Below are 23,144 nucleotides of genomic sequence, written 5' to 3'. Positions count from 1 at the left end.
TGGAAAAAACGATGAAAAAACCAAAATTTTTTAAAGTATTAAGTACACTTGCTGTTTCAACGTTACTACTTTCGGCATGCGGAGGTAGTGGTGGTAATGAAAAATCAAGTAATAGTTCTAAAACAACTGATACAAAGAAGTTCAGTACCGCAGTCAAAAATGATAAAAAAGAAGTTAAAGATGGTTCACTGACAATTGGCTTAGTATCTGATACACCATTTGAGGGGCTGTTAGACTTTTCCGTATATGAAAGTAATCCAGATTGGAGAATATTAACCATTTTTAATGAATCTTTACTAACAAACAATGATGACTGGGAATATACAAATGATGGACCAGCTACATATGAATTGTCAGAAGATAAAAAAACGGTTACATTAAAAATTAAAGATAATGTGAAATGGCATGATGGAAATCCTGTTACAGCTGAAGATTTAGAGTACGCTTATCTCGTAATTGGAAGCAATAAATATACAGGTGCTCGATTTGATTCTCAGATGCAATTAATTGAAGGTATGGATGAATATCATTCAGGAAAAGCGGAAAAGATTTCTGGTGTGAAAGTCATTGATGACAAAACGATTTCGATTACTTTTAAAGAGCCAAATCCTTCTGTTAAAACAGGCCTTTGGACATCTCCCATTAACAAAAAATATTTAGGTGATGTTCCAATTGATAAATTAGCAGAATCTGATAAAGTACGGAAAAATCCAATCGGTTTTGGGCCATTTAAAATTAAGAAAATTACACCTGGAGAATCTGTTGAATTCGAACGTTTTGATGATTATTATGGCGGAAAACCAAAACTTAAAAATATTGTATTAAAAGTTGTAAATCCTTCTATTGTAAATGCATCTTTGAAAAAAGGTGATATTGATATTGCAGAAGTAAGTGCAGATCAATATCCTAACGTAAGCAAGCTTAAAAACATACAATTAATTGGTACAACGGATTTGTATTATAGCTATATCGGCTTTAAACTTGGACACTACGATAAAGAAAAGAAAGAAAGCGTAATGGATAACGACAAATTTAAAGATGTACGATTACGCCAAGCAATGGCTTACGCAATTGACCGTAAAGAAATTGGCGAAAAATTATATCACGGTCTACGTTATCCAGCCAATTCAGTAATTCCTCCGTCTCTACCAAAATACCACAACAATAAAGTCGGTTCTTATGATAAAGATGTAGACAAAGCGAAAAAATTATTAGATGAGGCTGGTTATAAAGATAAAAATGGAGATGGCTTCCGTGAAGACCCAAATGGAAAAGAATTTAAAATTAATTTCCTATCCATGAGTGGTGGTGATACAAGTGAACCACTTGCTAAATTCTTTATTCAATCTTGGAAAGATATCGGTTTAAAAGTAGAACTTCTTGATGGTCGTCTACATGAATTCAACTCATTCTACGACATGCTGAAAACAGATGATCCGAAAGTTGATGTATTCGCAGGTGCTTGGGGCGTTGGTTCCGATCCAGATCCTTCTGGTATCTGGGCAAAAGAGGCACCTTTCAACTACACACGCTGGGTCAATGATAAAAATACTGAATTATTACAAGAAGGAATTTCTCCAAAAGCTGCTGATGAAAAATATCGTAAAGATGTATACGACAAATGGCAAAAACTTGTTCACGATGAAGTACCATTAATTCCTCTTCATTATAAGTTTGAGCTAATCGGGGTAAACAACCGCGTAAAAGACTATAAATATAATCCAGAAGATCGATACAAATGGGGAAATGTTACTGTAACAAGTGAAAAACCAGAAGTAGAAAAATAAACGAAACTAGCCCTTCGCAGTCATCAATGATTGCGAAGGGTTAGTTTTCATTTCTGTATATAACTTGTTTGTCGTTTTTCATCATTTGTTCCTTTCTATACATCAAAATAAATGCTGCAACAATTTCAGTGCAACTGCCAATATAACCGTTACTAGAAATCCGCCTAAACAAATCAAGCTTACTCCCTGACTATATGATAAATGTTGAAATGCTTTCATTCCTCTCATATATGTATCCAATATCTTTATTCTATCCATAAAAATACTTTTATAACATCGATTTCACTAACAACTGTCTTACATTTTTGTAAGATTAACAAAAAAACAGACAGTCTTCTAGCTGCCTGTTACTTTACAATCATCACGGGGCATTTCACTCGTTTTGCAACTTTATGACTTACACTACCAAGAACCATTTCCTGAAGTGTATTTAATCCTCTACTTCCTACGACTACAAGGTCAATATCTCCAGTATTTACATATTGCACAATTGTTTCCCCTGGGTCGCCATGTAGAATCGTAATTTTATAAGAGACTTCTTCTTGTTGTAACATCGTTTCTATTTCTCTTACTCTCTCTTTTCTACTAGCTTCTATTGTTTCTATATCTGTTTGCCCTTGAATAATATCTGATTTTGCTGTTCTATTATCAACTACATATACAACTTCAACATTTGCTTCTACATTGCATTTCGCAATATGTGCTGCATGCTTTGCCGCGCGAAACGCATGTTCCGAACCATCACATGCTAATATAATCTGTCTATACATATGCTGAATCCCCTTTCCGTATCATAATCGTATTATAATACAAAAAACCACCTTTTTGTTTTCAAAAAGGTGGCTTGACTTTAGCTAATGGCTTGTTTATTATGAGTAGCTAATTTTGTTATGAGTTTTAAACTACGCTCATTTAATCCTACTATATTCACCTGTATACCATTTTGCTCATATTTCATCATAACCTTATCAACTGCTGCTACAGCTGAATCATCCCACACATGTGCATGTGTAAAGTCAATCGTTACCTCTTGCACATCCTCTTTAAATTGAAATGCATTTATAAACTCTGTCGTAGATGCAAAGAATAATTGTCCATGAACTTCATAGATTTTCTTATTTTCAATATATAAATGTTTCACGTGAATCTTTGCCATATTTACGGCAAATAATACAGCGCTGATTACAGTTCCAACAATCACACCAAACCCTAAATTATGTGTAATGAGAACAATAATAACTGTTACAATCATCACAAATGCGTCACCTTTCGGAACCTTATGAAGAGTAAATACAGATTTCCAATCAAATGTTCCAATTGAAACCACAATCATCACAGCTACTAACGCGGCCATTGGAATATGAACAACATAATCTCCTAAAACAAATAATAAGACAATTAAAAATCCGCCTGCTACAAATGTTGATAATCGTCCTCTTCCGCCTGATTTCATATTAATAAGAGATTGTCCAATCATGGCACATCCAGCCATGCCACCAAAGAATCCAGCAACAATATTCGCAATTCCTTGTCCGCGTGCCTCTTTATGCTTATTACTTGACGTATCTGTTATATCGTCTAAAAGAGAGGCTGTAAGCAATGATTCCAATAAACCAATCACGGCTAGCATAATCGAATACGGCAAAATAATTGCGAATGTCTCTAATGTGAATGGTACATCTGGAATATGAAAGAAAGGTAATTCTTTTGGTAAACTCCCCATATCACCAACTGTCCGTAACTGAAATCCACTTATAAGTGCAATACTTGTTACAGCTAGAATTGCAACAAGCGTAGACGGAACTGCTGTTGTCATACGTGGAAATAGATAAATAATGGCAAGACCTAATGCAACAAGTACATACATTTGCCAATTTGCCCGATGGAAATGCGGAAGCTGTGCTGTAAAAATTAAAATGCCAAGTGCATTCACAAATCCGCTCATAACAGGCCGTGGAACAAATTTCATAAGCGAACTTAATTTTAATACTCCAAAAATAATTTGGACAACCCCGGTTAATATCGTCGCAGCAAATAAATATTGTAGCCCATGGTCTTTTACAAGCGTCACCATTAATAGCGCCATCGCGCCTGTTGCTGCAGAAATCATTCCCGTTCTTCCGCCTACAAATGAAATTGTGACTGCAATACAAAAAGCAGCATACAATCCAACCATCGGATCAACACCTGCAATGACAGAGAAGGCGATTGCTTCAGGGATTAAAGCTAACGCAACTACAATTCCTGATAGCACATCTCCTTTCACATTAGAAAACCATTCATGTTTTATCGTTTGAAACAAAATAACACTCCTCAACTCTTTTATTATTTAATTTTCTCCATAAGAAAATCAGGACCGACTGCACGAAGGCTATTATATAACAATTAGGAAATTTTATGCTATACAAAAATTCTCACCTTTTAATGGAAAGATGCTGTCTTACATTTCAAACAGGTAATAAAAATAGCAATTATAGCCGATGTAAAACCACTTCCACAAAAACTAGAAAACTATATCTATACCTTTATGAGCTTGCCTCAATGACTACATTCCTCTTTATAAATAGAAAAAGTGCTACTTTATAGCAGCACTTTTTCTATTTAGTGTTCCCCATGTCCCTTTCCACTCTCTTGCACAATCTCAAGTTTTTCATCTAATATACCTTGCGTTTCAAATGAAATATCGGTAGTGCTTCCTAATAAGAAACCGTGGTTGTATGGACCTAATGTTGGATCATCTTTAAACTTGGGCTGGATAGTTGCCAATAAATCATACACTGGCTGGGTAACCTTTCCTTCCTCTAGCAAAAGAACTGGAGCATGCTTTCCCATATGCGAAAACGATGCACCAGCAATTGCTAAATCTGGTGTTTTTGTTGATAGAAATGAAATACCATGGCCCGGTTTTGTGAGCCCCCATCCAAACTTTGTTTTCCGATCTTTAAATGTAGCAAAGGCGATTGCATTTTCTGTAGGGGTGTCTCCGCTAATACGCGTTACTTTCCCATACTTCGCTAACTGTTTTTCTACTTCTTTTGAAATAATGGCTTCTGGTCCTAACACATATATATTCGCCTTATCTTTTCTCATTTTTAATGCTTCTATTGTTGCCTCTGGTACTTTATCTTTCCCTACATACAAAAGTGGTTCCGGCATATGTGCAATCCAATTTATCGCAGGTGTTGTATAAAGACGCCCTCCCTCTTCAAATGAACCAATAATAACATTGTCTGGATACCTACCTGCTATATCGGCATACTCTTTATCAACTTCTCTAGCAAATTTAGCTGGATCTGTTTCTTTTATTTGTTTTACTTTATATTCTTTTAATTGTTCTAAAGCAGAAGTTCCTACATCCCCCATCACCATAATTTGTGTTCCATCTTTTGTCCCAAGCGGTTGCAATCGTTTTATTTCGTTTAATGTCGCTTCTGGAATTCCATTTTTATCCACGAATAAAATCGGGCCATTGTTTGGATGATGAATGAGATCTGCACTCGCTATCCCAAGTTTCCATTCATTTATTGGTACTAAAATAACCGCTCCCGGCTGATTTTCTCTATGAGTCGCTGGCCAAATCATTTGTGATGTTAATACGGCCATTTGCACGGGATCATTTGTATTGAGCCTTGTACTATTTTTTAAACTCAACGTGTGTAAATTACTAGATGCGTGCGCGTTCATTTCTTTCGGTGCCGCCGATTTATGAGTCATGCTCATTTCTTGTTTCTGCTCATTTTTCTTCTCATTATGTTCTGTATTTGCTTGTCCACACGCTGTAAGATTCACCGCTGTCATAATGGTAATGCCTAAAACGCAGGTTATTTTTTTCACTCGCTTCCCCTCCGTATCTATTATTCTCGAGCTAATATTCTTACCTAAAGTAGAACTTCACCTTATACAATAGCAATCAAATCTAAAAAAATTATGCAGATACATAATAATCTGCACCATTTCTTCACGATTTTGCATTACACTTTAAGAAATGAATAACAAATATGGAGGAAACTCTATGATTGATATATTACTTGTAGATGATGAACCCAAAATGTTAGAATTATTAACTCTTTATCTTACACCTAAGGGGTATAACTGCGTTTGTGCAACTTCAGGACAAGAAGCGATTTCTTATATCGAAAAACAAAATTTCAAATTCGTGCTTCTTGATATTATGATGCCAAACATGGACGGTTGGGAAACATGTAAAAACATCCGTTCATTCAGCCGTATTCCTATCCTCATGGTAACAGCTCGTGATCAAAAAATAGATGTTGTGCATGGATTAAAGATAGGTGCGGATGATTATATAACAAAGCCGTTTCACGAAGAAGAACTGTTAGCGCGAATTGAAGCGGTCCTACGACGTACAAATGAGCATGAACAAATCCAATATAAAGGGCTTTTATGGGATGAAGTAAAGCACTTCGTTTCTATTTATGAACAAGAAGTGTTACTCACCCCTATTGAATTTTCTCTGCTTGGGTTATTTTTGCGCCACATAAATTATGTACTTAGCCGCGATCAACTTATTGAGCGTATTTGGGGGTTAAATGCAAATACAGAAGATCGTACAATTGATTCTCATATTCGTAATTTACGTGACAAGTTACGAAAAGCTCGCTTCCCTATTGACATACATTTAAAAACGGTATATGGAGTCGGCTATCACTGGATTGATACTGAATAATAAGGAGTAGTCAGATGAAACGAATCTCTGTTCAACTAGGATTTTATTTTTTAATCGTCACACTTTTAATCGAAAGCGTTCTATTTATTCTTTTGTATTACAGCCTTGTTAACACGAGAGTAAATGAAGAAATGAATGCATTATTAAAGCGTGGCAATAGCCATCGTGATGTATTAGAAAAATATTTTGATTCACAAACAATTTCTCATGTTGCATTAATGGAGTCAGAAGCAGAGACAACTGCCGTTATTACAAATGCAGATAAAAAAGTGTTAGCAAAGTCCAATTATATAGATTCCACTATAAAGATGTATATTACAAAAATGAAAATAAGACCAAGTCATAACGGAACGATTATTGACAGCCACTGGAAAACTTCTAATTACATATGTACTGTTAGCCCTATTGTAATAGGAAAGAAAGTACAAGGGTACGTATATATGTTTCTCGGCACAAACTCAATTAAACAAATGGTCAATGGGCTAACAAAACAATTTATGATTGCAGGTCTCATTACTTTTCTATTAACAGTGATTACAATTTTTCTACTATCACGCTTATTAACAAAGCCTCTGATTCGTATGAAACATGCAACTGAAAAAATGAGTCGTGGTGATTTATCTATTTCTTTACGTACATCTCGAAATGATGAAATCGGTGAACTTGCTAGCGCAATTCAAACACTGGCAAATGATTTACATTATATGAAAAAGGAACGCAGTGAATTTCTAGCAAGCGTAGCACATGAATTAAGAACCCCGCTTACGTATGTAAAGGGCTATGCAGAGATTGCACAAAAACGTACTACACAGCCTACAGAACGAGAGAAATATTTGTCCATTATAAAAGAGGAAGCGGATTACATTACGAATTTAGTACAAGATTTATTTATACTTGCCCAGATGGAGAAACATAATTTTTTAATTGAAGCGAAAAGGATCGATTTAGAAAAGTTTCTAAATCGGATTGTCACAAAAGTGAATGGAATATATGTCCAAAAACATCTTACCGTCTCCTTAACATGTCCTCCATCACTTTTTATCACTTTAGACGAAAGACGGTTTGAACAAGTTATTATGAATATTTTAAATAATGCTTATAGGCATTCAGCAGAGTATTCAGTGATTACAATCACCGTCACAGCATATGTGTCACATATTAAGATTTCGATTCAAGATACAGGAGAAGGAATTCCGCCGGAAGATATTCCGCATATCTTTGAACGTTTTTATCGCGTTGATAAAGCACGATCACGTGCAACGGGAGGAACCGGATTGGGTCTGGCGATTGTGAAAGAAATTGTAGAACTACATGACGGTCATATTACTGTTAGCAGTAAATTAAATAAAGGAACATGTTTTACTATTACTTTGCCACGAGAAAAAGAGAGTACAATGATGTAATTGTACTCTCTTACTTTTTTTCTATTAACTCCACTGTTTCAGTAATCTGAATGCTATCTTTAACAGATTGTGCAATTGTACAATTTTTCACTGCAATTGCTAACGCCTTTTCGAGTTGCATGAGCGTAATTCCCTCTGCCCTTACTTTATAGTACAGATGTACACTCTCAACAGGTCTTGATAAAGCATCACTGTGCTCAACTGTCGTTTCAATTGTAAATGTGTCATACTGAATACGCTTCTTTTCTAAGATCGTTCGAAAAACAATTGCACTACATCCTGCAATGGAAGAAATGAATAGTTCTAACGGGGAATACCCATTTTCTTTTCCAATTGACAACTGTCCATACGAATACTCAGCTTGAATATGATCATGCTTAATTGTTAGTCTCATACGCTTTATCCATCTCCACTTTCATCACTTTTTGCCGCTTCTTATTTATATAATAATACACATAGCAACAAATGATAAATGGAATACCGCAATATAAAGCCATCCGTTGTTCTGGAATAAACGCTAAACTAATGATAACGATACTATTTGTAACGAGAGCTAGAATTGGAACAATTGGATATAGCGGAGTCTTATATTTCAAGTCTTCTAACTTGCCTCCATCCTTTACATACTGACTTCTAAAACGAAGTTGTGATAGCGCAATAATAACCCAGCTAGCAACAGCAGATAATCCTGCTACAGACAATAGATACATGTATACTGTATCTTCTGCAAAGAAGCTTGTCAGTAAAGATAAACCAGCTACAGCAATCGTAACAATTAACGCTGTAATTGGAATACCACGTTTATTTACTTTTTTGAAAGAAGTCGGTGCCATTCCTTCATTTGCAAGAGACCATAGTATACGCGTCGCTGCGTATAATCCAGAATTTGCTACAGATAATAGCGCTGTAATAATGACAAAGTTCATAATATCGGCTGCATAAGGAATCCCAATTTTATCAAATACAACAACGAACGGGCTTTCAATAACCCCTGCTTCTTTCCATGAAATTAATCCTACTAAAATCGTCATTGTTAAAATAAAGAATAACATGATGCGCCATACTGTGTTACGAATGGCACGAGGAATTGTTTTCTCTGGCTGTTCACTTTCTCCAGCTGCTATCCCGATAAGTTCTGTTCCTTGAAAAGAAAAATTAACTGTAATCATTGTAAGAAGTACAGCAGCAACCCCATTTGGAAACAATCCACCGTCATTTACAAAGTTAGAAAAAAGAGGTGCTGCCGCTTTTCCATCATACGGTAAAAAGCCAAGCAATGCACAGCCTCCTAAAACGACAAATACAACAATTGTAATTACTTTTATACTAGAGAACCAAAACTCTAATTCAGCATAGCTTTTCGCTGAAATTGCATTCGAAATGTATAAAATAAGTCCAAAGATCAAACACCATACCCAAACACCTACAGATGGAAACCATCTTTTCATCATCAAGCCTATTGATGTTAGCTCTAATCCAACTGTAACAGCCCATCCTAGCCAATATAACCATCCAATCATAAAACCTGTTCCTGGCCCAATAAATTTCGTCGCATATTTTTGAAAAGATCCAGAAACTGGCATCGCGACAGTTAGTTCACCGAGACAAAGCATCGTTAAATACATAATAAATCCACCAACTAAATAAGAAAGAATAGCTCCCCCTGGTCCTGCCTGGTTAATCGTATACCCTGATCCAAGAAAAAAACCTGTTCCGATGACACCCCCAAGCGCAATCATAAATAAATGTCTACTCTTCATCGTTCGATGTAATTTCTCGTTCGTTGTTTGCTGCATCGTAATCCTCCCCTATAAAAACCCTCTGTTTTGAAAATTTTCTGATAATAAAAATATACACGAAAGCGTTTACAATTTCTATATAAAATTAAAACTTTTCTGATAAAACTATACATTTTTTATTATGAACACAACTCATTTTGTATTCACAAGAGAAGATGGTTTTATTAGTAAAAAAACTCTTACATGTCCGTAAGAGTTAATGATGTTCTAATTTTCTTGATAAAATTGACAATTGATAATTTACAACAAAATATATACAAGCTACTAATACAAATGTAGGAATCATGTAATTCACATTTTGTCCATTAATAATTTGGGCATTATGCATAAGCTCCGGTAATGAAATGACAACTGCTAATGATGTATCCTTTAATAAAGATATAAATTGGCTCACTAGCGGTGGTACCATACGTCTCAACGCTTGTGGTAAAATAATGTACCAAAGTGTTTGTATATATGACAATCCTGAAGCTCGCCCTGCTTCTATTTGCCCTTTCTCAATCGATAATAAGCCGCTGCGAACAATCTCTGAAATCATCGCTGCCTCAAAAATTGTTAAAGCAACAATCGCTGCTGTTTTAATCTCTAATTTCAACCCAGCTTCTGGAAGTGCAAAATAAGTAAAGAAAATAATTAAAAGCAATGGTAAGTTACGAATTATTTCAACAATGACGGCGAATATTTGCGATAGAATCGGTATTTTCGTATATCGTACTGTTCCCACTATACTACCGATAAGAAAACTAAGGAAAATAGAAATAATGGCGATTTCTAATGTGACAAGTAATCCTTTTAATAGGAAAACAATATGATCTCCAGTATAAGCTCCTTGAAAATCCATCTATACCGCTCCTTTCGCCAAGCGTTTTTCCAAGTAACGCACAAGCATGCTAAGCGGTACAGTTAAAAGTAAGTAAAACATCCCAACAAATATATACACATCAAATGTGACAAATGTTCTCGTTGAAATTAAATCTCCTTGATACATTAAATCTGCTCCGGCAATAATTCCAAGAATCGAAGAGTTTTTTACTAAATTAAGAAATTGGTTGCCTAGCGGCGGAATGACGATTTTAATAGCTTGTGGTAACACAACATAATACATCGCTTGTACGTATGTTAAACCAGAAGAACGTGCTGCTTCCATCTGTCCTTTTGCAACAGATAAAATTCCGGCTCGAATCGCTTCTGCAATAAAAGACGCTGTATATATAGTAAGCGCTGCTGTTCCTGCAACAAACCCACTTAATGTAACACCAACGACTGGAAAGGCAAAATAAAAGGCGAATGCAATTAAAACGATGGGGATATTTCGAACAAATTCTACATACGCTGTACCAATCCAATTTAACGCTCGAATTGGCGTAATTCGCATAACGGCTATAATAACACCGAGAAGAAAACTACCAATCAAGGCAATTACACTGGACAATAACGTATATTTAAATCCCTCCAAATACAAATCTATGTTATTTGTCAAAATTGAAAAGTCAGGCAAACTTCCACCCTCTTTCTTTATAAGAAGAGGATGAGCCAACCTCATCCCTCTCCTCGCAATCTACTATTTTTCTGGCTTTTCCCCAATCCATTTCTCGTATAACTTGTCATATTCTCCATTTTCTTTTATTTCTTTTAACAAATCATTGATCTCTTTCGTTAAATCCGTTGCTCCTTTTTGAACGGCAATGCCGTATGGCTCATTCGTAAAGATCTTACCCACTACTTCATAATTCGCATCTTGTTTGGCCATTCCATATAAAATTGCATTATCAGTCGTTAAGACATCTCCCTGTCCCGCCTTTAATGCTGTAAATGCTTCACTATAATTTTCGAATTCTAATACGGTTGCCTCCGGTGCTTTTTGACGAACATTTTGTGTTGATGTGGATCCTTTTACCGCTAATACTTTTACCCCTTTTTTCACATCATCAATACTTTTAATATCGCTTCCTTTTTTCACAAGCAATGATTGACCTGCTTTAAAATATACATCTGAAAAATCCACTTCTTTTTTCCGTTCTTCTGTAATTGTCATTGTCGCAATAATCGCATCAATATCTCCATTTTTCAGCATTGGAATACGCGTTTTCGAAGTTACTTCTTTTAGTTCTAGTTTCTTCTCATCACCAAGAATCCTTTTTGCAAGTGCTTTTGCCATATCAACATCAAACCCTTCTACTTGCCCTGTTGAAGGGTTCTTTAATCCAAATAAATTAGTATCATTCTTTACACCAACTACTAACTTTCCGCGTTTCTTAATTTGTTCGACCACTCCGCCACTTGTACTTGTTTCTTTCGCCTCTTCTTGTTTATTTCCACATCCTGCAACAATCAAAGTAAATAAGCACACAAAAACAATAAGAGTGAACCATTTTTTCATCCTTTTCATCATGCTCCTCCTCTAATGATTGAATACTCTTCTTAAAAACAGTCTCGCTCTCTCCTGCTCTGGGTTCACAAAAAACGCTGCTGGTATTGTATCCTCAATAATCTGTCCCTCATCCATAAATAAAATTCGATCTGCTACCTCACGTGCAAATCCCATCTCGTGTGTGACAACAACCATTGTCATCCCTTCTTTCGCTAGCGCTTTCATAACATCCAGCACTTCCCCAATCATTTCTGGGTCAAGCGCAGACGTTGGCTCATCAAACAGCATAATTTCTGGTTGCATAGCTAGCCCTCTAGCGATTGCAACTCTTTGTTGTTGTCCACCGGATAATTCATGCGGATATACCCCTGCTTTTTCAGGTATCCCCACTTTTTCTAAATAAAACATGGCTGTTTTTTCAGCTTCTTCTTTAGAAATTTTATTTACCTTCATTGGTGCTAATGTAATATTTTGAAGCACCGTTTTATGTGGATATAAATAAAAATGCTGAAAAACCATTCCAATATTTCGGCGCAATTTATTCATATCTGTCTTGGCATTGTGCACTTCTGTATTTTGGACAATTAATTCCCCATCCGTAATTGCCTCTAACTGATTGATACACCTAAGTAGTGTACTTTTTCCTGATCCCGAAGGTCCTACAATAACAACTACTTCTCCTTTTTGAATTTGAATATTAATATTTTTTAAGACTTGAAAGTTACCATAATATTTATTTACATTACGAAACTCAATCAACATACTCCCCCCCTTCCCCTAACAAAGCATGTACATTCTTTTTATATTCAAAAGGATCCTAAAAAATAACTTTGCCCCATAAAAAAGTGCTACAACTCGGAATAAGAATGCAATTCTAGTAACGAAATGATTGTAGTAATTCAACAAAAATCAAGATTTCCTGCATTTGATCTTCAACAACCAAAAAAAGCAAAGGGATTTCCCTTTGCTGTCTCATTGCTATTCTTTTATGATACTTCTTCTTTCTTATCTTTTCCGTATTCATGCTCCCAGAAATCTGCATTTTTAATTCCAAGTTCTCGCGGATGAAATACGGGGTCTTTCCCTTCTTTCTTCTGCTTCTCATAATCTTTTAATGCTAGAATGGCTGGCTTTTGCAAACATAAAATCGCAATAATGTTAACCCACGCCATAATCCCTACACCAATATCCCCTAAAGCCCAAGCTGTCTCTGCCGTTTTGACACAACCATAAAATACAACTCCTAAGAAAATAAATTTTAGTAACATCAACATCCAAGGGCGATCTTTCTTACGATTTAAGTAGGCAATATTCGTTTCAGCGATATAATAATATGCCATTACTGTTGTAAATGCGAAGAATAGTAAGGAAATAGCAACGAAACCGTTTCCAAATCCAGGGAAGACAGATTCAACCGCAGCCTGCGTATAACCAGGTCCCGGCTGTGCACCATTTAATTTATTGACAATAAAATTTTTGCCACTCGCATCAAATACGTTATACATGCCTGTAATGATCATCATAAATGCAGTTGCAGAACAAACAAATAATGTATCAATATAAACAGCAAATGCTTGCACTAACCCTTGCTTAGCTGGATGTGAAACTTCCGCAGCAGCCGCAGCATGTGGCCCAGTTCCTTGCCCTGCTTCATTAGAATAAATTCCACGTTTTACTCCCCAAGAAATAGCTAAACCGATAATTCCACCAAATGCAGATTCTAAAGCAAATGCACTTTTTATAATTAACATAAATGCTTCTGGTAACTTTTCAATATTCATTACAATAATTGCACAAGCTACGAGAATATAACCAACTGCCATAAAAGGCACTACAACTTGCGCTACATTTACAATACGCTTTACTCCACCAAAGATAATAAGAGCGACTATTCCGACTAATATTACTCCAGATACAGATGTATTCACACCAAACGCTGTTTCTAAACTTAACGCAATACTATTTGCTTGCACACCAGGAAGAAGCAGCCCCGTTGCAAGAATAGTTGCTATAACAAACAATAACGCATACCATTTCAGTCCTAGCCCCTTCTCAATATAATAAGCGGGCCCGCCACGAAATTGTCCCTTATGTTTCGTTTTATATATTTGTGCAAGTGTCGATTCTATATAAGAAGATCCCGCACCTAAAAAGGCCACTGCCCACATCCAAAATATGGCTCCTGGACCCCCAAATGCAATCGCTGTTGCGACCCCAGCAATATTTCCCGTCCCCACGCGCCCTGATAAAGACAGTGCTAATGCTTGAAACGAAGAAACACCTGCTTCTGACTTTTCCCCCTGAAATGTAAGTTTCAACATTTCTCCAAAATGCCTGAGTTGTAAAAATCTCGTTCGAATAGAAAAATATAAACCTGCACCCAAACATAAATAAACAAGCGCAGAACTCCAAACAATATGATTTAACCATCCTACGAATGCTTCCACAATTCCCCCTCCTTTTTATAAAGAATATTCAGAATATATAAAAATTATAAACTCATCCTCAAATCATGACAATATTATTTTAATAAAGCAAGCATATTTTTGTATAAAAAAAACAAAGTATATCGCTTTTTCATATACTTTGTCTCTTCAAATTTGTATTATATATTCACAATTGGCTGTTCTTTCATAATTCTCTTATATAATGAATCAGATAATGTATGAAAATACTCCGGCATTTCTTTTCCTTTAAATTTCTTTTGAATTGTACCATATAAACCGATATCACGAAGTCTTAAAAATAGTGATAAAGATTCATACCATCTTTCCTCTAATTGATGTTCTAGCTCATACCCTGATCGTAATACTTTTAATTGATGGCGAGCAAATGCTGTTTTTTCTTCCATTGCCCCATTTATTACCATCGCTGAATAATAGAGAACCATCGCTATATCATGTATAAAATAATTATACGTAGCATCATCAAAATCAAAAATTGTTAATTTTGTTCCATCATAATGAAAATTCCCTTAATGAATATCGCCGTGTATAAGTCCAAAACTTTTCTTTTCTATCGGCAGTTTTTTTATATGATTAATTAATGTATTCGCAATCTGTTTCAACGGTTCATCCTCTAAATCTTCTATAATCGCTCTTTCATCTACCTCCCATGTCGTACGATGTCTTGTTTTAGGGTAATCCATTGTAAGGCGATGAATTTGTCCAATTGCTTTTCCCCATGCTTGAAACAAATCATCTCCCCAATGTATAGAGGCATCATCTTTTATCCTTTCCCCTTGTGCATATGAAAAAAGGGACGCATAAAAGGTTGTTCCATCTGTTGCTTGTATTCCTTCTACTAGTTTTCTAGTTTTTGAATTATGTGGTCCGGCAATATGCGCTCCATGTTCTTTTAAATATTGCAAAAACTCTAATTCAGCTTGGACTTGCACCTCAGACCGATGAGAAGAATGAGTCAATCTCAACACATAGGATCCTTTCTTTTCATCCTCCGCATGAAAAATATAATTTTCGAAATCTCCAAGTGGTTTTTTTTCTACTTTCACATGAAATAAACTTGCCGCTTCTTCTAAAATAGTATCATTAAAGACCTGTTCTACAGTTATTTCCATATGTACAATCCCTCCTTTATATGTACTATATTGAATTCGGCATAAATGTAAGAAATACTCCCACAAAGTGAAACTTTAATGAACCCTCACCAATCGGGCTACCCTAAAATAGCGAGATAAATTTTTCATATTTTTCTTTTCATTCTAAAAAACATGTAGTATACTAGCTTCAAAATCAGAGGAGAAAGGGAGCAAAGAACTATGTTTACTTATAAATCTGTAGTTACATTTGCACAAAAACATCATCATCATACGTAAACCCTTGAAACCTAGCGGAAAAAATGACGCGTAGGTACAAGGGTTATTCCCGTTGTACCTACACTTTGCTAAAGAGCCATGTAGGTATTTTTTATCTACATGGCTCTTTTTTGTTTATAAAAAGCTAGTAAAAGATGATGAATAAGCAAAACTACTACAAAGGAGATCATAAATATGGAAACGAGAAAATGGGGTTTATGGATTTTAACAGCATTCGTAGTTGGGAATATGGTCGGAGGAGGCGTATTTATGCTACCGGCAAATTTAGCACAAGTATCAGGTCCCTTAGGTTCTACACTCGCTTGGAGTATTACAGGACTTGGTGTATTTACGATTGCACTTGTATTTGGAAATCTTTCCGTACGTAAACCAGAATTAAAGGCGGGCCCACAAAGTTATGCACAAGCCATGTTCCCTTCACCAAAAATCGGGAAAGTGGCTGGTTATAGCATGGCATGGGGATATTGGGCGGCAAATTGGGCAGCGACTGCTTCCGTCATTATTTCGTTTGCAGGATATTTATCTACGTTTTTCCCGATTTTACAAAGCAAGCAAATTCTCTTTTCCATAAGCGGCTCTTCATTGGAGCTTGGAAAAGGATTAACATTCGCGGTATGTAGCATTATGCTGTGGGGTATTCAATATATTCTATCTCAAAATATTGATCGAGCAGGCAATATGAATCTTGTAGCAACCATTGCTAAGATTATTGGATTTACGATGTTTATTGTGATTACATTATTTATTTTTAACGTCTCTAATTTGGGTGATGGACAAACTTTTATGAGTGAATCTGGAACATCAATTCCATTAGGTGGACAAGTCAATTCTGCTGCTATCGCTACACTTTGGGCCTTTATTGGAATCGAGTCAGCTGTTATGCTATCGAACCGAGCCAAATCACAGCGTGACGTAAAAAGAGCTACTATTTTAGGATTAATCATTGCTCTTCTTATTTATATGGCGATTACATTGCTAACAATGGGAGCTCTCCCGCAAGAAGTTTTGAAAGAGTCGCAAAAGCCGTTAGTAGATGCTCTAAACTTAGCCATTGGTAATCAAGGCGCTTACATTATGGCACTGCTTGCACTTATATCTCTATTCGGCTCTACTGTTGGTTGGATTGTTGTTAGTTCTGAGGTACCTTATCAAGCAGCAAAGAATGGACTTTTCCCAAAATTCTTTGGAAGAACAAATCAAAAAGGAAGTCCCTCAAAAGCGCTTCTCATTACAAATATTATGACACAAATTTTCTTATTTTCTACGATTTCTGGTACGGTTTCAGAAGCTTATCATTTCGCCATTGTCGTTGCCACTTTAGCCTATTTAATCCCATATCTTGTTTCTACACTATATCAACTAAAACTCGTTATAACGGGCGAAACATATGAGATACAAACTGGTTCTCGTATAAAAGATGGAATCATCACCTTACTGGCATTCTTTTATTCCACTTGGGTTATTAAAACAGGAACAGCAGACTTAACAACATTTTTCTTAGGAATTGGGTTATTTGTATTAGGCCTTATTCTTTATCCAATTTTAATGAAGAATTCACCGCCCCTTATTTCTGAACACCGAAATAACAAAGCAAGCTAACAAAAAGAAGCGGGAAATAACCATTTTTTTGGTTTACTCACCGCTTCTTTTCTCTTAATGACTTTTATAGTGTTCTACATAAGGCGAGATCGAATCCTCCCATTCCTAACATAACAAGAATGAAATAACACGCTCCCAAAAATAACCATTAAATGCACCGACGAAACTTGAATCACCGTTGTCTTCATTCCCACTGATTAAAAAACGATTAAGAGCCTCTTTTGCTTATCGATTTTATATGTAAGAAAGAATAAATGAAAGGTATAAATAGGAAAAGTCACTTCGTTCAGCTATTATGTATATTTACTACTAAAAAAATAATCTATTCAAATTCGATTGCTTCTTTGTTTTATAATGCCCGCTTCCTCCCTTCTCTTTCCTTTGCATACCATAAAAAAACACGTTATCATAAGATATATTGTTTTATTTTATGAAAATAATGTTAGGTGGGAAACACATGTTAGAACAATTGCATATACATGCTGATTTAAAGCAGCTACTAGCGGCAATTCATGAAAAAAATAAGCAAGCAGCTGGTGAAAATAAACATTTAATTGGAACAAAAGTGTATAAAGCGGCTGATAATAGCATTCTTGAAGATGCTATTACAGCTCTTTTACTTGGAAAAAATATTCTATTAAAAGGACCAACTGGTAGTGGAAAAACTGTACTAGCAGAGACGCTTTCTTCCTTATTTCAAAAGCCAATGCATAGCATTAACTGCTCTGTTGACCTAGATGTAGAAGGGATTTTAGGATACAACACACTACAGACAAAAGATGGTGCTTCTGAAGTTACCTTTATTGATGGTCCCCTTATGAAAGCAATGAAGAATGGTCATTTCCTATACATTGATGAAATTAACATGGCGAAACCTGAAACACTTCCCCTTCTTCATGGTGCATTAGATTATCGTAAAATGATTACAAACCCATTTACACAGCAAGTTGTACATGGAGATGAAGAATATCGTGTAATCGCAGCTATTAATGAAGGTTATGTTGGAACAAGCGAATTAAATGAAGCTTTAAAAAACCGCTTCGTTATCATTGAAGTTCCTTATATTCAAGGTGAAACATTAAAAGAATTATTATTATCTGATTCAAAGTTAAAAGATATGGCAACTATTGAAAAGTTTGTTGCATTTGCAAGTGACCTTATGCCTCTTGCTCGTGACGGTCGTGTAAGTGAAGAAGCAGCAAGTATTCGCGGTATTCTTGATGCATGTGATTTAAGTGTATATATCCCCGTTATGCGTGCAATCGAACGAAGCATCATTGCAAAACTAAGTGATGAAACAGAACAAATGACTGTCCGTGAATTAGCGGAGAGCTACTTCTTTGAGGGATAATTCATGAGACAAATTTTTAGTGACAAAAAAATTGATGCGTCGCTGTTTCTTCAAATGGAAAACTTAATGTATGCCCTTCTAAAAGAAGATGATGCTTACTTAGAATATGGCTATAAAGCATACTATGATGAAGTTGAACAAAAAGTTGTCATCAGTCATTTTTGGGATGATCGCAAAGAAGACGATATGATAGTCGGCTTAAAAAGCGAAGTATTTTTAAAGGCACTTGGCAATAAGCATTATTCCGATATGAGATTAATTCGATCTTACGCTATCGAATTACAAGAGTCTTCTCTTACAAAATTTCTAACACAATTGTTTATTCTACTGGAAGACTTACGCATTGAAGAGATTGTAAAAGATTTACGCCCTGGTACGAAGTATATTTTCAAAAGACGTAAAGAAATGTACCGTAATTATTTCAGTTCACAAAATGAAATAAATCGCGTTCGTAACTATCAAGCTGATCGTCTTTTCTGCTTATGCTATCTCTCACTCACAAGCGATAAATACGAAATGTTTCACAATGAGTACTTTGAACAAATTGAAACGTTGTTACACGATGTATTCCAAGCTCGTAATACAGAAGATATTATGTATATTGTGGAGAAAATTCGTTATCGTTTAGAAGGATTTCTTGAAAGTGATATGATTAACACCTACTTTGGGCATGCCCCTCTCTATTTATCTGTTATTGCTGATGAAAAAGATGGACATCCTGAAGACTTAGCAAATGATGATATTCAAATTGTCGATGACAATGAAAATAAAAGTAAAATAAATGAAAGCTTTTCTACATGGCATCGAGAAAACAAAAATAATGAAAATGAAAATTTCTTACGCTTTGAATTAGAAAGTGGAACAAAAACGAATATGATGGGTGATACAGCTCGTGAATCTGAAGATGGCGATCAAGCGCTCGGCTCCGTACAAGGAACTTCACAAAAGAGTACACAGTCCAACTTTGATGGAGCTGATGCTGAAGATGCGAGAGCGTCGCATGCTTCTAGCCAGCATGAAGGCACATACGGTAAATATAACGTCGGTGCTTCTCATACATTTAAAGAATCCCGCAAGCCAAACCATGATGAAAAGAAAGACTATCAGGCCATCAAGTCGATTATCAATAAAGATGTGAAAGAATTAAAGAAAATTATTGAGAAAACGATTGAAAATAAAACAAATGCAAATAGTGATAAATATTATGGAAGACTTCATAAAAAGTTTTTACGTATTTATACCGAAAAACAGCCGCGAATGTTTTATAAAAAAGGACAAGAATCTCAAGAACTTGATGTAGCCTTTCAACTGCTCGTTGATTGCTCTGGTTCTATGTATAATAAAATGCAAGAAACAAAGAAAAGTGTTGTGTTATTCCATGAAGCATTAAAATCATTAAAAATCCCACACGCCATCAGCGGCTTTTGGGAAGATGCTTCAAGCGCTACCCCAGAAAACAAACCGAATGTCATTCATGAAGTTGTAACATACAAAAACTCAACACTTCCAAATGTTGGACCTGAAATTATGCAACTACGTGAAGAAGAAGACAATCGCGACGGTTACATTATTCGCATCGTTTCTGAAAAGCTCGCGAAAAGAACAGAAAAACATAAATTCTTACTCGTTTTTACAGACGGTGAACCTTCTGCACTAGATTATCAACAAGATGGTATTTTAGATACGCACGAAGCTGTTAAACTTGCTCGCAAAAACGGAATGGAAGTCATTGGTATCTTCATCGAAGAAGGCGAAGCAAAAGAAGCAACTTATCAATTGATGAAAAACATCTATAATCATCATTTCTTAATCGCCAATGATGCTGAAGATTTACGATTAAAAATCAAACCCTTATTGAAGAAATTACTACTGAAGACGATTGAATAGCAAACAGGGGCCGAACAGGGCCCCTGTTTTTAGTTGTGATTTATCGAACGAGCAATCCCCTGAAGCTAGCACCAAACAAAGCAGTCTAGATAAGAATACGGTAAAGTCCATATAACGAGAAACGTTATTTCTTTCCTAAACTACATTTAGGTATGATGACAAAAAAGAGCCAATCCATTCGAATCGGCTCTCTTCATTAACTCAGTACTAACTCATCTGTTAACTTTTTTTTTAATTTTGCTAGCATATCTGCTGTCATTTTATCTAAGTCATACTCCGCTTTAAAACCCCACTCTTCTTTTGCTGCCGTTGCATCAATTGAGTTTGGCCAACTATTAGCAATTGCTTGGCGAGCTGGATCTACTGCATAATCCATTGTAAATGTTGGAATGTGTTTGCGAATTGCTGCAGCAATCTGTTCTGGCTCGAAGCTCATTGCTGTAATATTGAAAGCATTGCGATGTACGAGTTTACTTGGATCAGCTTCCATTAATGAAATAATTGCTTGCAAAGCATCGGGCATATACATCATATCCATGTATGTTTCTTCTGCGATGTAGGAGGTGTATGCACCTTTTTTAATTGCATCATAATAAATTTCCACCGCATAATCAGTTGTACCGCCTCCTGGAGGAGCTACATAAGAGATTAAACCTGGGAAACGTACCCCGCGCGTATCAACACCAAATTTATGATAATAGTAATCGCACAATAATTCTCCTGCTACTTTGTTTACCCCATACATTGTAGTCGGACGCTGGATGGTGTCTTGCGGTGTAGCATCTTTTGGCGTTGTTGGACCAAATGCACCAATAGAACTTGGTGTAAAAAACTGACAATCTAGTTCCCGTGCTGCTTCTAGTGCATTGACAAGTCCGCCCATATTTAAATTCCAAGCAAACAGCGGATTCTTTTCTGCAGTTGCTGAAAGTAAAGCTGCTAAATGAATAATTGTATCTACTCCATTACGTTTTGCAATATCATGGAGTTTCTGACCATCTGTTACATCTAATTTTTCAAACGGACCAGATTTGACTACTTCACTGTCTTTTTCACGAATATCAGTTGCAATAACGTTTGATGTGCCGTATACATCACGAAGTTTCATGACAAGTTCAGAACCAATTTGCCCTAAAGAACCGGTTACTAAAATTTTTTTCATTTTCCCCACTCCTCATTTGCAAGCTTTCAAAAGATGTAAAAGTGTTAAATAATCCCCATTTCTTTTCCTACTTTTTCATACGTACGAATTGCTTCATCAAGCATTTCTTTCGTATGAGCTGCTGTTGGCATATTACGAACACGCCCTGTTCCTCTTGGTACAGTTGGGAACACGATAGATTTTGCATATACACCTTCTTCATTTAAACGTTTACTGAACTCTTGCGTTAACACTTCATCACCAATAATACATGGTGTAATTGGCGTTTCACTGTCCCCAATATTAAAGCCAAGATCTTTTAACCCTTGTTTTAAATAGCGACCATTTTCCCATAAACGATCATGCAGCTCCGTACTTTCCATTAAAATCTCGATAGATTTCTTGCAAGCCGCCGCATCAGCTGGTGTTAAAGCTGTAGAAAATAAGAATGGGCGTGAACGCACTTTTAACCAATCGATTAAGTTTTGCTTCCCTGCTACATATCCACCAATTACCCCAATTGCTTTTGATAGTGTACCAATTTGGAAATCTACTTTATCTGAAAGACCGAAATGCTTAACAGTACCTGCACCTTTTCCGAGCACTCCTGAACCATGTGCATCATCTACATATGTCATTAAATCTAATTCTTCAGCGATTTTAACGATTTCTGGTAATTTTGCAATATCACCATCCATTGAGAAAACACCATCTGTAATAACCATTAATTTGTTGTAAAGCCCTGATTCTTTGGCTTCGATTGCTTTTTTGCGTAAATCTTCCATATCAGAATGTTTATAAACGATTATTTTTGCTTTTGATAAACGAGATCCATCAATAATAGATGCATGGTTTAACTCATCAGAAAGAATAGCATCATGTTTATCCATTACAGCTGAAATTGCTGCCATGTTACAGTTAAATCCTGATTGATATGCAATCGCTGCTTCTGTATGTTTAAACTTTGCAATTGTTTCTTCTAATTTGATATGCAAGTCAAGTGTACCGTTAATCGTGCGAACTGCCCCCGCACCAACACCATACTTATGGATTGCACCAATTGCCGCTTCTTGCAGACGATTATCTGTTGCTAAGCCAAGATAGTTATTTGAAGATAAGTTAATATATTCTTTCCCGCCAATTGTAATCATTGGTCCATTTGGACTTTCTAGCGGATCAATTACGTTATAAAGTCCCTTTGCTTTCAAATCTTCTAAATTTTCTTCTAAAAATTTTGCAAGTGTTTTACTAGACATTGTGAAGCCTCCCATCATTCATGTAAGC

General features: G+C 35.9%; 18 protein-coding genes and 2 pseudogenes. 6 read left to right on the top strand and 14 right to left on the bottom strand.

Features of this window, described 5'->3' with window-relative positions:
- Positions 1-11: 11 nt before the first annotated feature.
- Complete coding sequence (gene opp4A / locus MR059_RS14410; protein ID WP_011983656.1) at positions 12-1,787, top strand: oligopeptide ABC transporter substrate-binding protein; 1,776 nt, start codon at positions 12-14, stop codon at positions 1,785-1,787.
- Positions 1,788-1,889: 102 nt separating this feature from the next.
- On the opposite strand, the gene MR059_RS14405 is transcribed toward opp4A, so the two are convergent.
- The 4 genes from MR059_RS14405 to MR059_RS14390 form a co-directional block, all read right to left on the bottom strand.
- Complete coding sequence (locus MR059_RS14405) at positions 1,890-2,015, bottom strand: DUF4027 family protein (protein WP_176371913.1); 126 nt, start codon at positions 2,013-2,015, stop codon at positions 1,890-1,892.
- A gap of 119 nt (positions 2,016-2,134) precedes the next feature.
- A complete protein-coding gene (locus MR059_RS14400; RefSeq protein ID WP_011983655.1) occupies positions 2,135-2,557 on the bottom strand; it encodes a universal stress protein in 423 nt (140 codons plus the stop codon).
- An 80-nt stretch (positions 2,558-2,637) separates the two neighbouring features.
- Complete coding sequence (locus tag MR059_RS14395) at positions 2,638-4,089, bottom strand: SulP family inorganic anion transporter (protein ID WP_011983654.1); 1,452 nt, start codon at positions 4,087-4,089, stop codon at positions 2,638-2,640.
- 299 nt (positions 4,090-4,388) lie between these two features.
- Positions 4,389-5,621 carry a cell wall-binding repeat-containing protein gene (locus MR059_RS14390; protein ID WP_041809441.1) on the bottom strand — a complete coding sequence of 411 codons (1,233 nt, stop codon included), beginning with the start codon at positions 5,619-5,621 and terminating at the stop codon, positions 4,389-4,391.
- 178 nt (positions 5,622-5,799) lie between these two features.
- Between MR059_RS14390 and MR059_RS14385 the strand changes: the two genes are divergently transcribed.
- Together MR059_RS14385 and MR059_RS14380 are read left to right on the top strand one after the other, a co-directional pair.
- On the top strand, positions 5,800-6,474 hold the full coding sequence (locus tag MR059_RS14385) for a response regulator transcription factor (protein ID WP_011983652.1): 675 nt from the start codon (positions 5,800-5,802) through the stop codon (positions 6,472-6,474).
- A gap of 14 nt (positions 6,475-6,488) precedes the next feature.
- Positions 6,489-7,877, top strand: a complete 1,389-nt coding sequence (locus tag MR059_RS14380; protein WP_011983651.1) for a sensor histidine kinase — start codon at positions 6,489-6,491, stop codon at positions 7,875-7,877.
- A 10-nt stretch (positions 7,878-7,887) separates the two neighbouring features.
- On the opposite strand, the gene MR059_RS14375 is transcribed toward MR059_RS14380, so the two are convergent.
- The 8 genes and pseudogenes from MR059_RS14375 to MR059_RS14340 all read right to left on the bottom strand — a co-directional run bounded on the left by MR059_RS14375 (position 7,888) and on the right by MR059_RS14340 (position 15,624).
- Entirely contained in the window at positions 7,888-8,271 is a 384-nt protein-coding gene (locus MR059_RS14375; RefSeq protein ID WP_011983650.1) for an OsmC family protein, read from the bottom strand.
- A complete protein-coding gene (locus MR059_RS14370) occupies positions 8,255-9,673 on the bottom strand; it encodes an amino acid permease (protein ID WP_011983649.1) in 1,419 nt (472 codons plus the stop codon). The genes MR059_RS14375 and MR059_RS14370 overlap by 17 nt, the downstream gene beginning before the upstream one ends.
- A 199-nt stretch (positions 9,674-9,872) precedes the next feature.
- The gene (locus MR059_RS14365; protein WP_011983648.1) at positions 9,873-10,517 is read right to left on the bottom strand and encodes an amino acid ABC transporter permease; all 645 of its coding nucleotides are present in this window, start codon (positions 10,515-10,517) and stop codon (positions 9,873-9,875) included.
- The gene (locus tag MR059_RS14360; RefSeq protein WP_041810221.1) at positions 10,518-11,174 is read right to left on the bottom strand and encodes an amino acid ABC transporter permease; all 657 of its coding nucleotides are present in this window, start codon (positions 11,172-11,174) and stop codon (positions 10,518-10,520) included.
- Between the two features lie 63 nt (positions 11,175-11,237).
- On the bottom strand, positions 11,238-12,065 hold the full coding sequence (locus MR059_RS14355) for a glutamate ABC transporter substrate-binding protein (RefSeq protein WP_011983646.1): 828 nt from the start codon (positions 12,063-12,065) through the stop codon (positions 11,238-11,240).
- A 12-nt stretch (positions 12,066-12,077) separates the two neighbouring features.
- Positions 12,078-13,089, bottom strand: a pseudogene (locus tag MR059_RS14350) (amino acid ABC transporter ATP-binding protein).
- A complete protein-coding gene (locus MR059_RS14345; protein ID WP_011983644.1) occupies positions 13,034-14,494 on the bottom strand; it encodes an alanine/glycine:cation symporter family protein in 1,461 nt (486 codons plus the stop codon). The pseudogene MR059_RS14350 and the gene MR059_RS14345 overlap by 56 nt, the downstream one beginning before the upstream one ends.
- Positions 14,495-14,652: 158 nt before the next feature.
- Positions 14,653-15,624 (bottom strand): annotated as a pseudogene (locus MR059_RS14340) (phosphotransferase enzyme family protein).
- A 432-nt stretch (positions 15,625-16,056) separates the two neighbouring features.
- Between MR059_RS14340 and MR059_RS14335 the strand changes: the two are divergent.
- The 3 genes from MR059_RS14335 (at position 16,057) to MR059_RS14325 (ending at position 20,719) form a co-directional block, all read left to right on the top strand.
- Positions 16,057-17,481 carry an amino acid permease gene (locus tag MR059_RS14335; protein ID WP_011983643.1) on the top strand — a complete coding sequence of 475 codons (1,425 nt, stop codon included), beginning with the start codon at positions 16,057-16,059 and terminating at the stop codon, positions 17,479-17,481.
- A gap of 457 nt (positions 17,482-17,938) precedes the next feature.
- A complete protein-coding gene (locus MR059_RS14330; protein ID WP_011983642.1) occupies positions 17,939-18,832 on the top strand; it encodes an ATP-binding protein in 894 nt (297 codons plus the stop codon).
- Between the two features lie 3 nt (positions 18,833-18,835).
- Entirely contained in the window at positions 18,836-20,719 is a 1,884-nt protein-coding gene (locus tag MR059_RS14325) for a vWA domain-containing protein (RefSeq protein ID WP_011983641.1), read from the top strand.
- Between the two features lie 196 nt (positions 20,720-20,915).
- On the opposite strand, the gene MR059_RS14320 is transcribed toward MR059_RS14325, so the two are convergent.
- Together MR059_RS14320 and MR059_RS14315 are read right to left on the bottom strand one after the other, a co-directional pair.
- The gene (locus MR059_RS14320; protein ID WP_176371912.1) at positions 20,916-21,890 is read right to left on the bottom strand and encodes an L-threonine 3-dehydrogenase; all 975 of its coding nucleotides are present in this window, start codon (positions 21,888-21,890) and stop codon (positions 20,916-20,918) included.
- Between the two features lie 35 nt (positions 21,891-21,925).
- Entirely contained in the window at positions 21,926-23,116 is a 1,191-nt protein-coding gene (locus MR059_RS14315) for a glycine C-acetyltransferase (protein WP_011983639.1), read from the bottom strand.
- Between the last annotated feature and the right edge of the window lie 28 nt (positions 23,117-23,144).

This window comes from Bacillus cereus group sp. BfR-BA-01522 (genome assembly GCF_022662635.1).
Classification (GTDB): Bacteria; Bacillota; Bacilli; order Bacillales; family Bacillaceae_G; genus Bacillus_A; species Bacillus_A cytotoxicus.
Note: the sequence above shows the minus strand (reverse complement) of the source record. Positions and strands in the feature narration are given on the sequence as shown.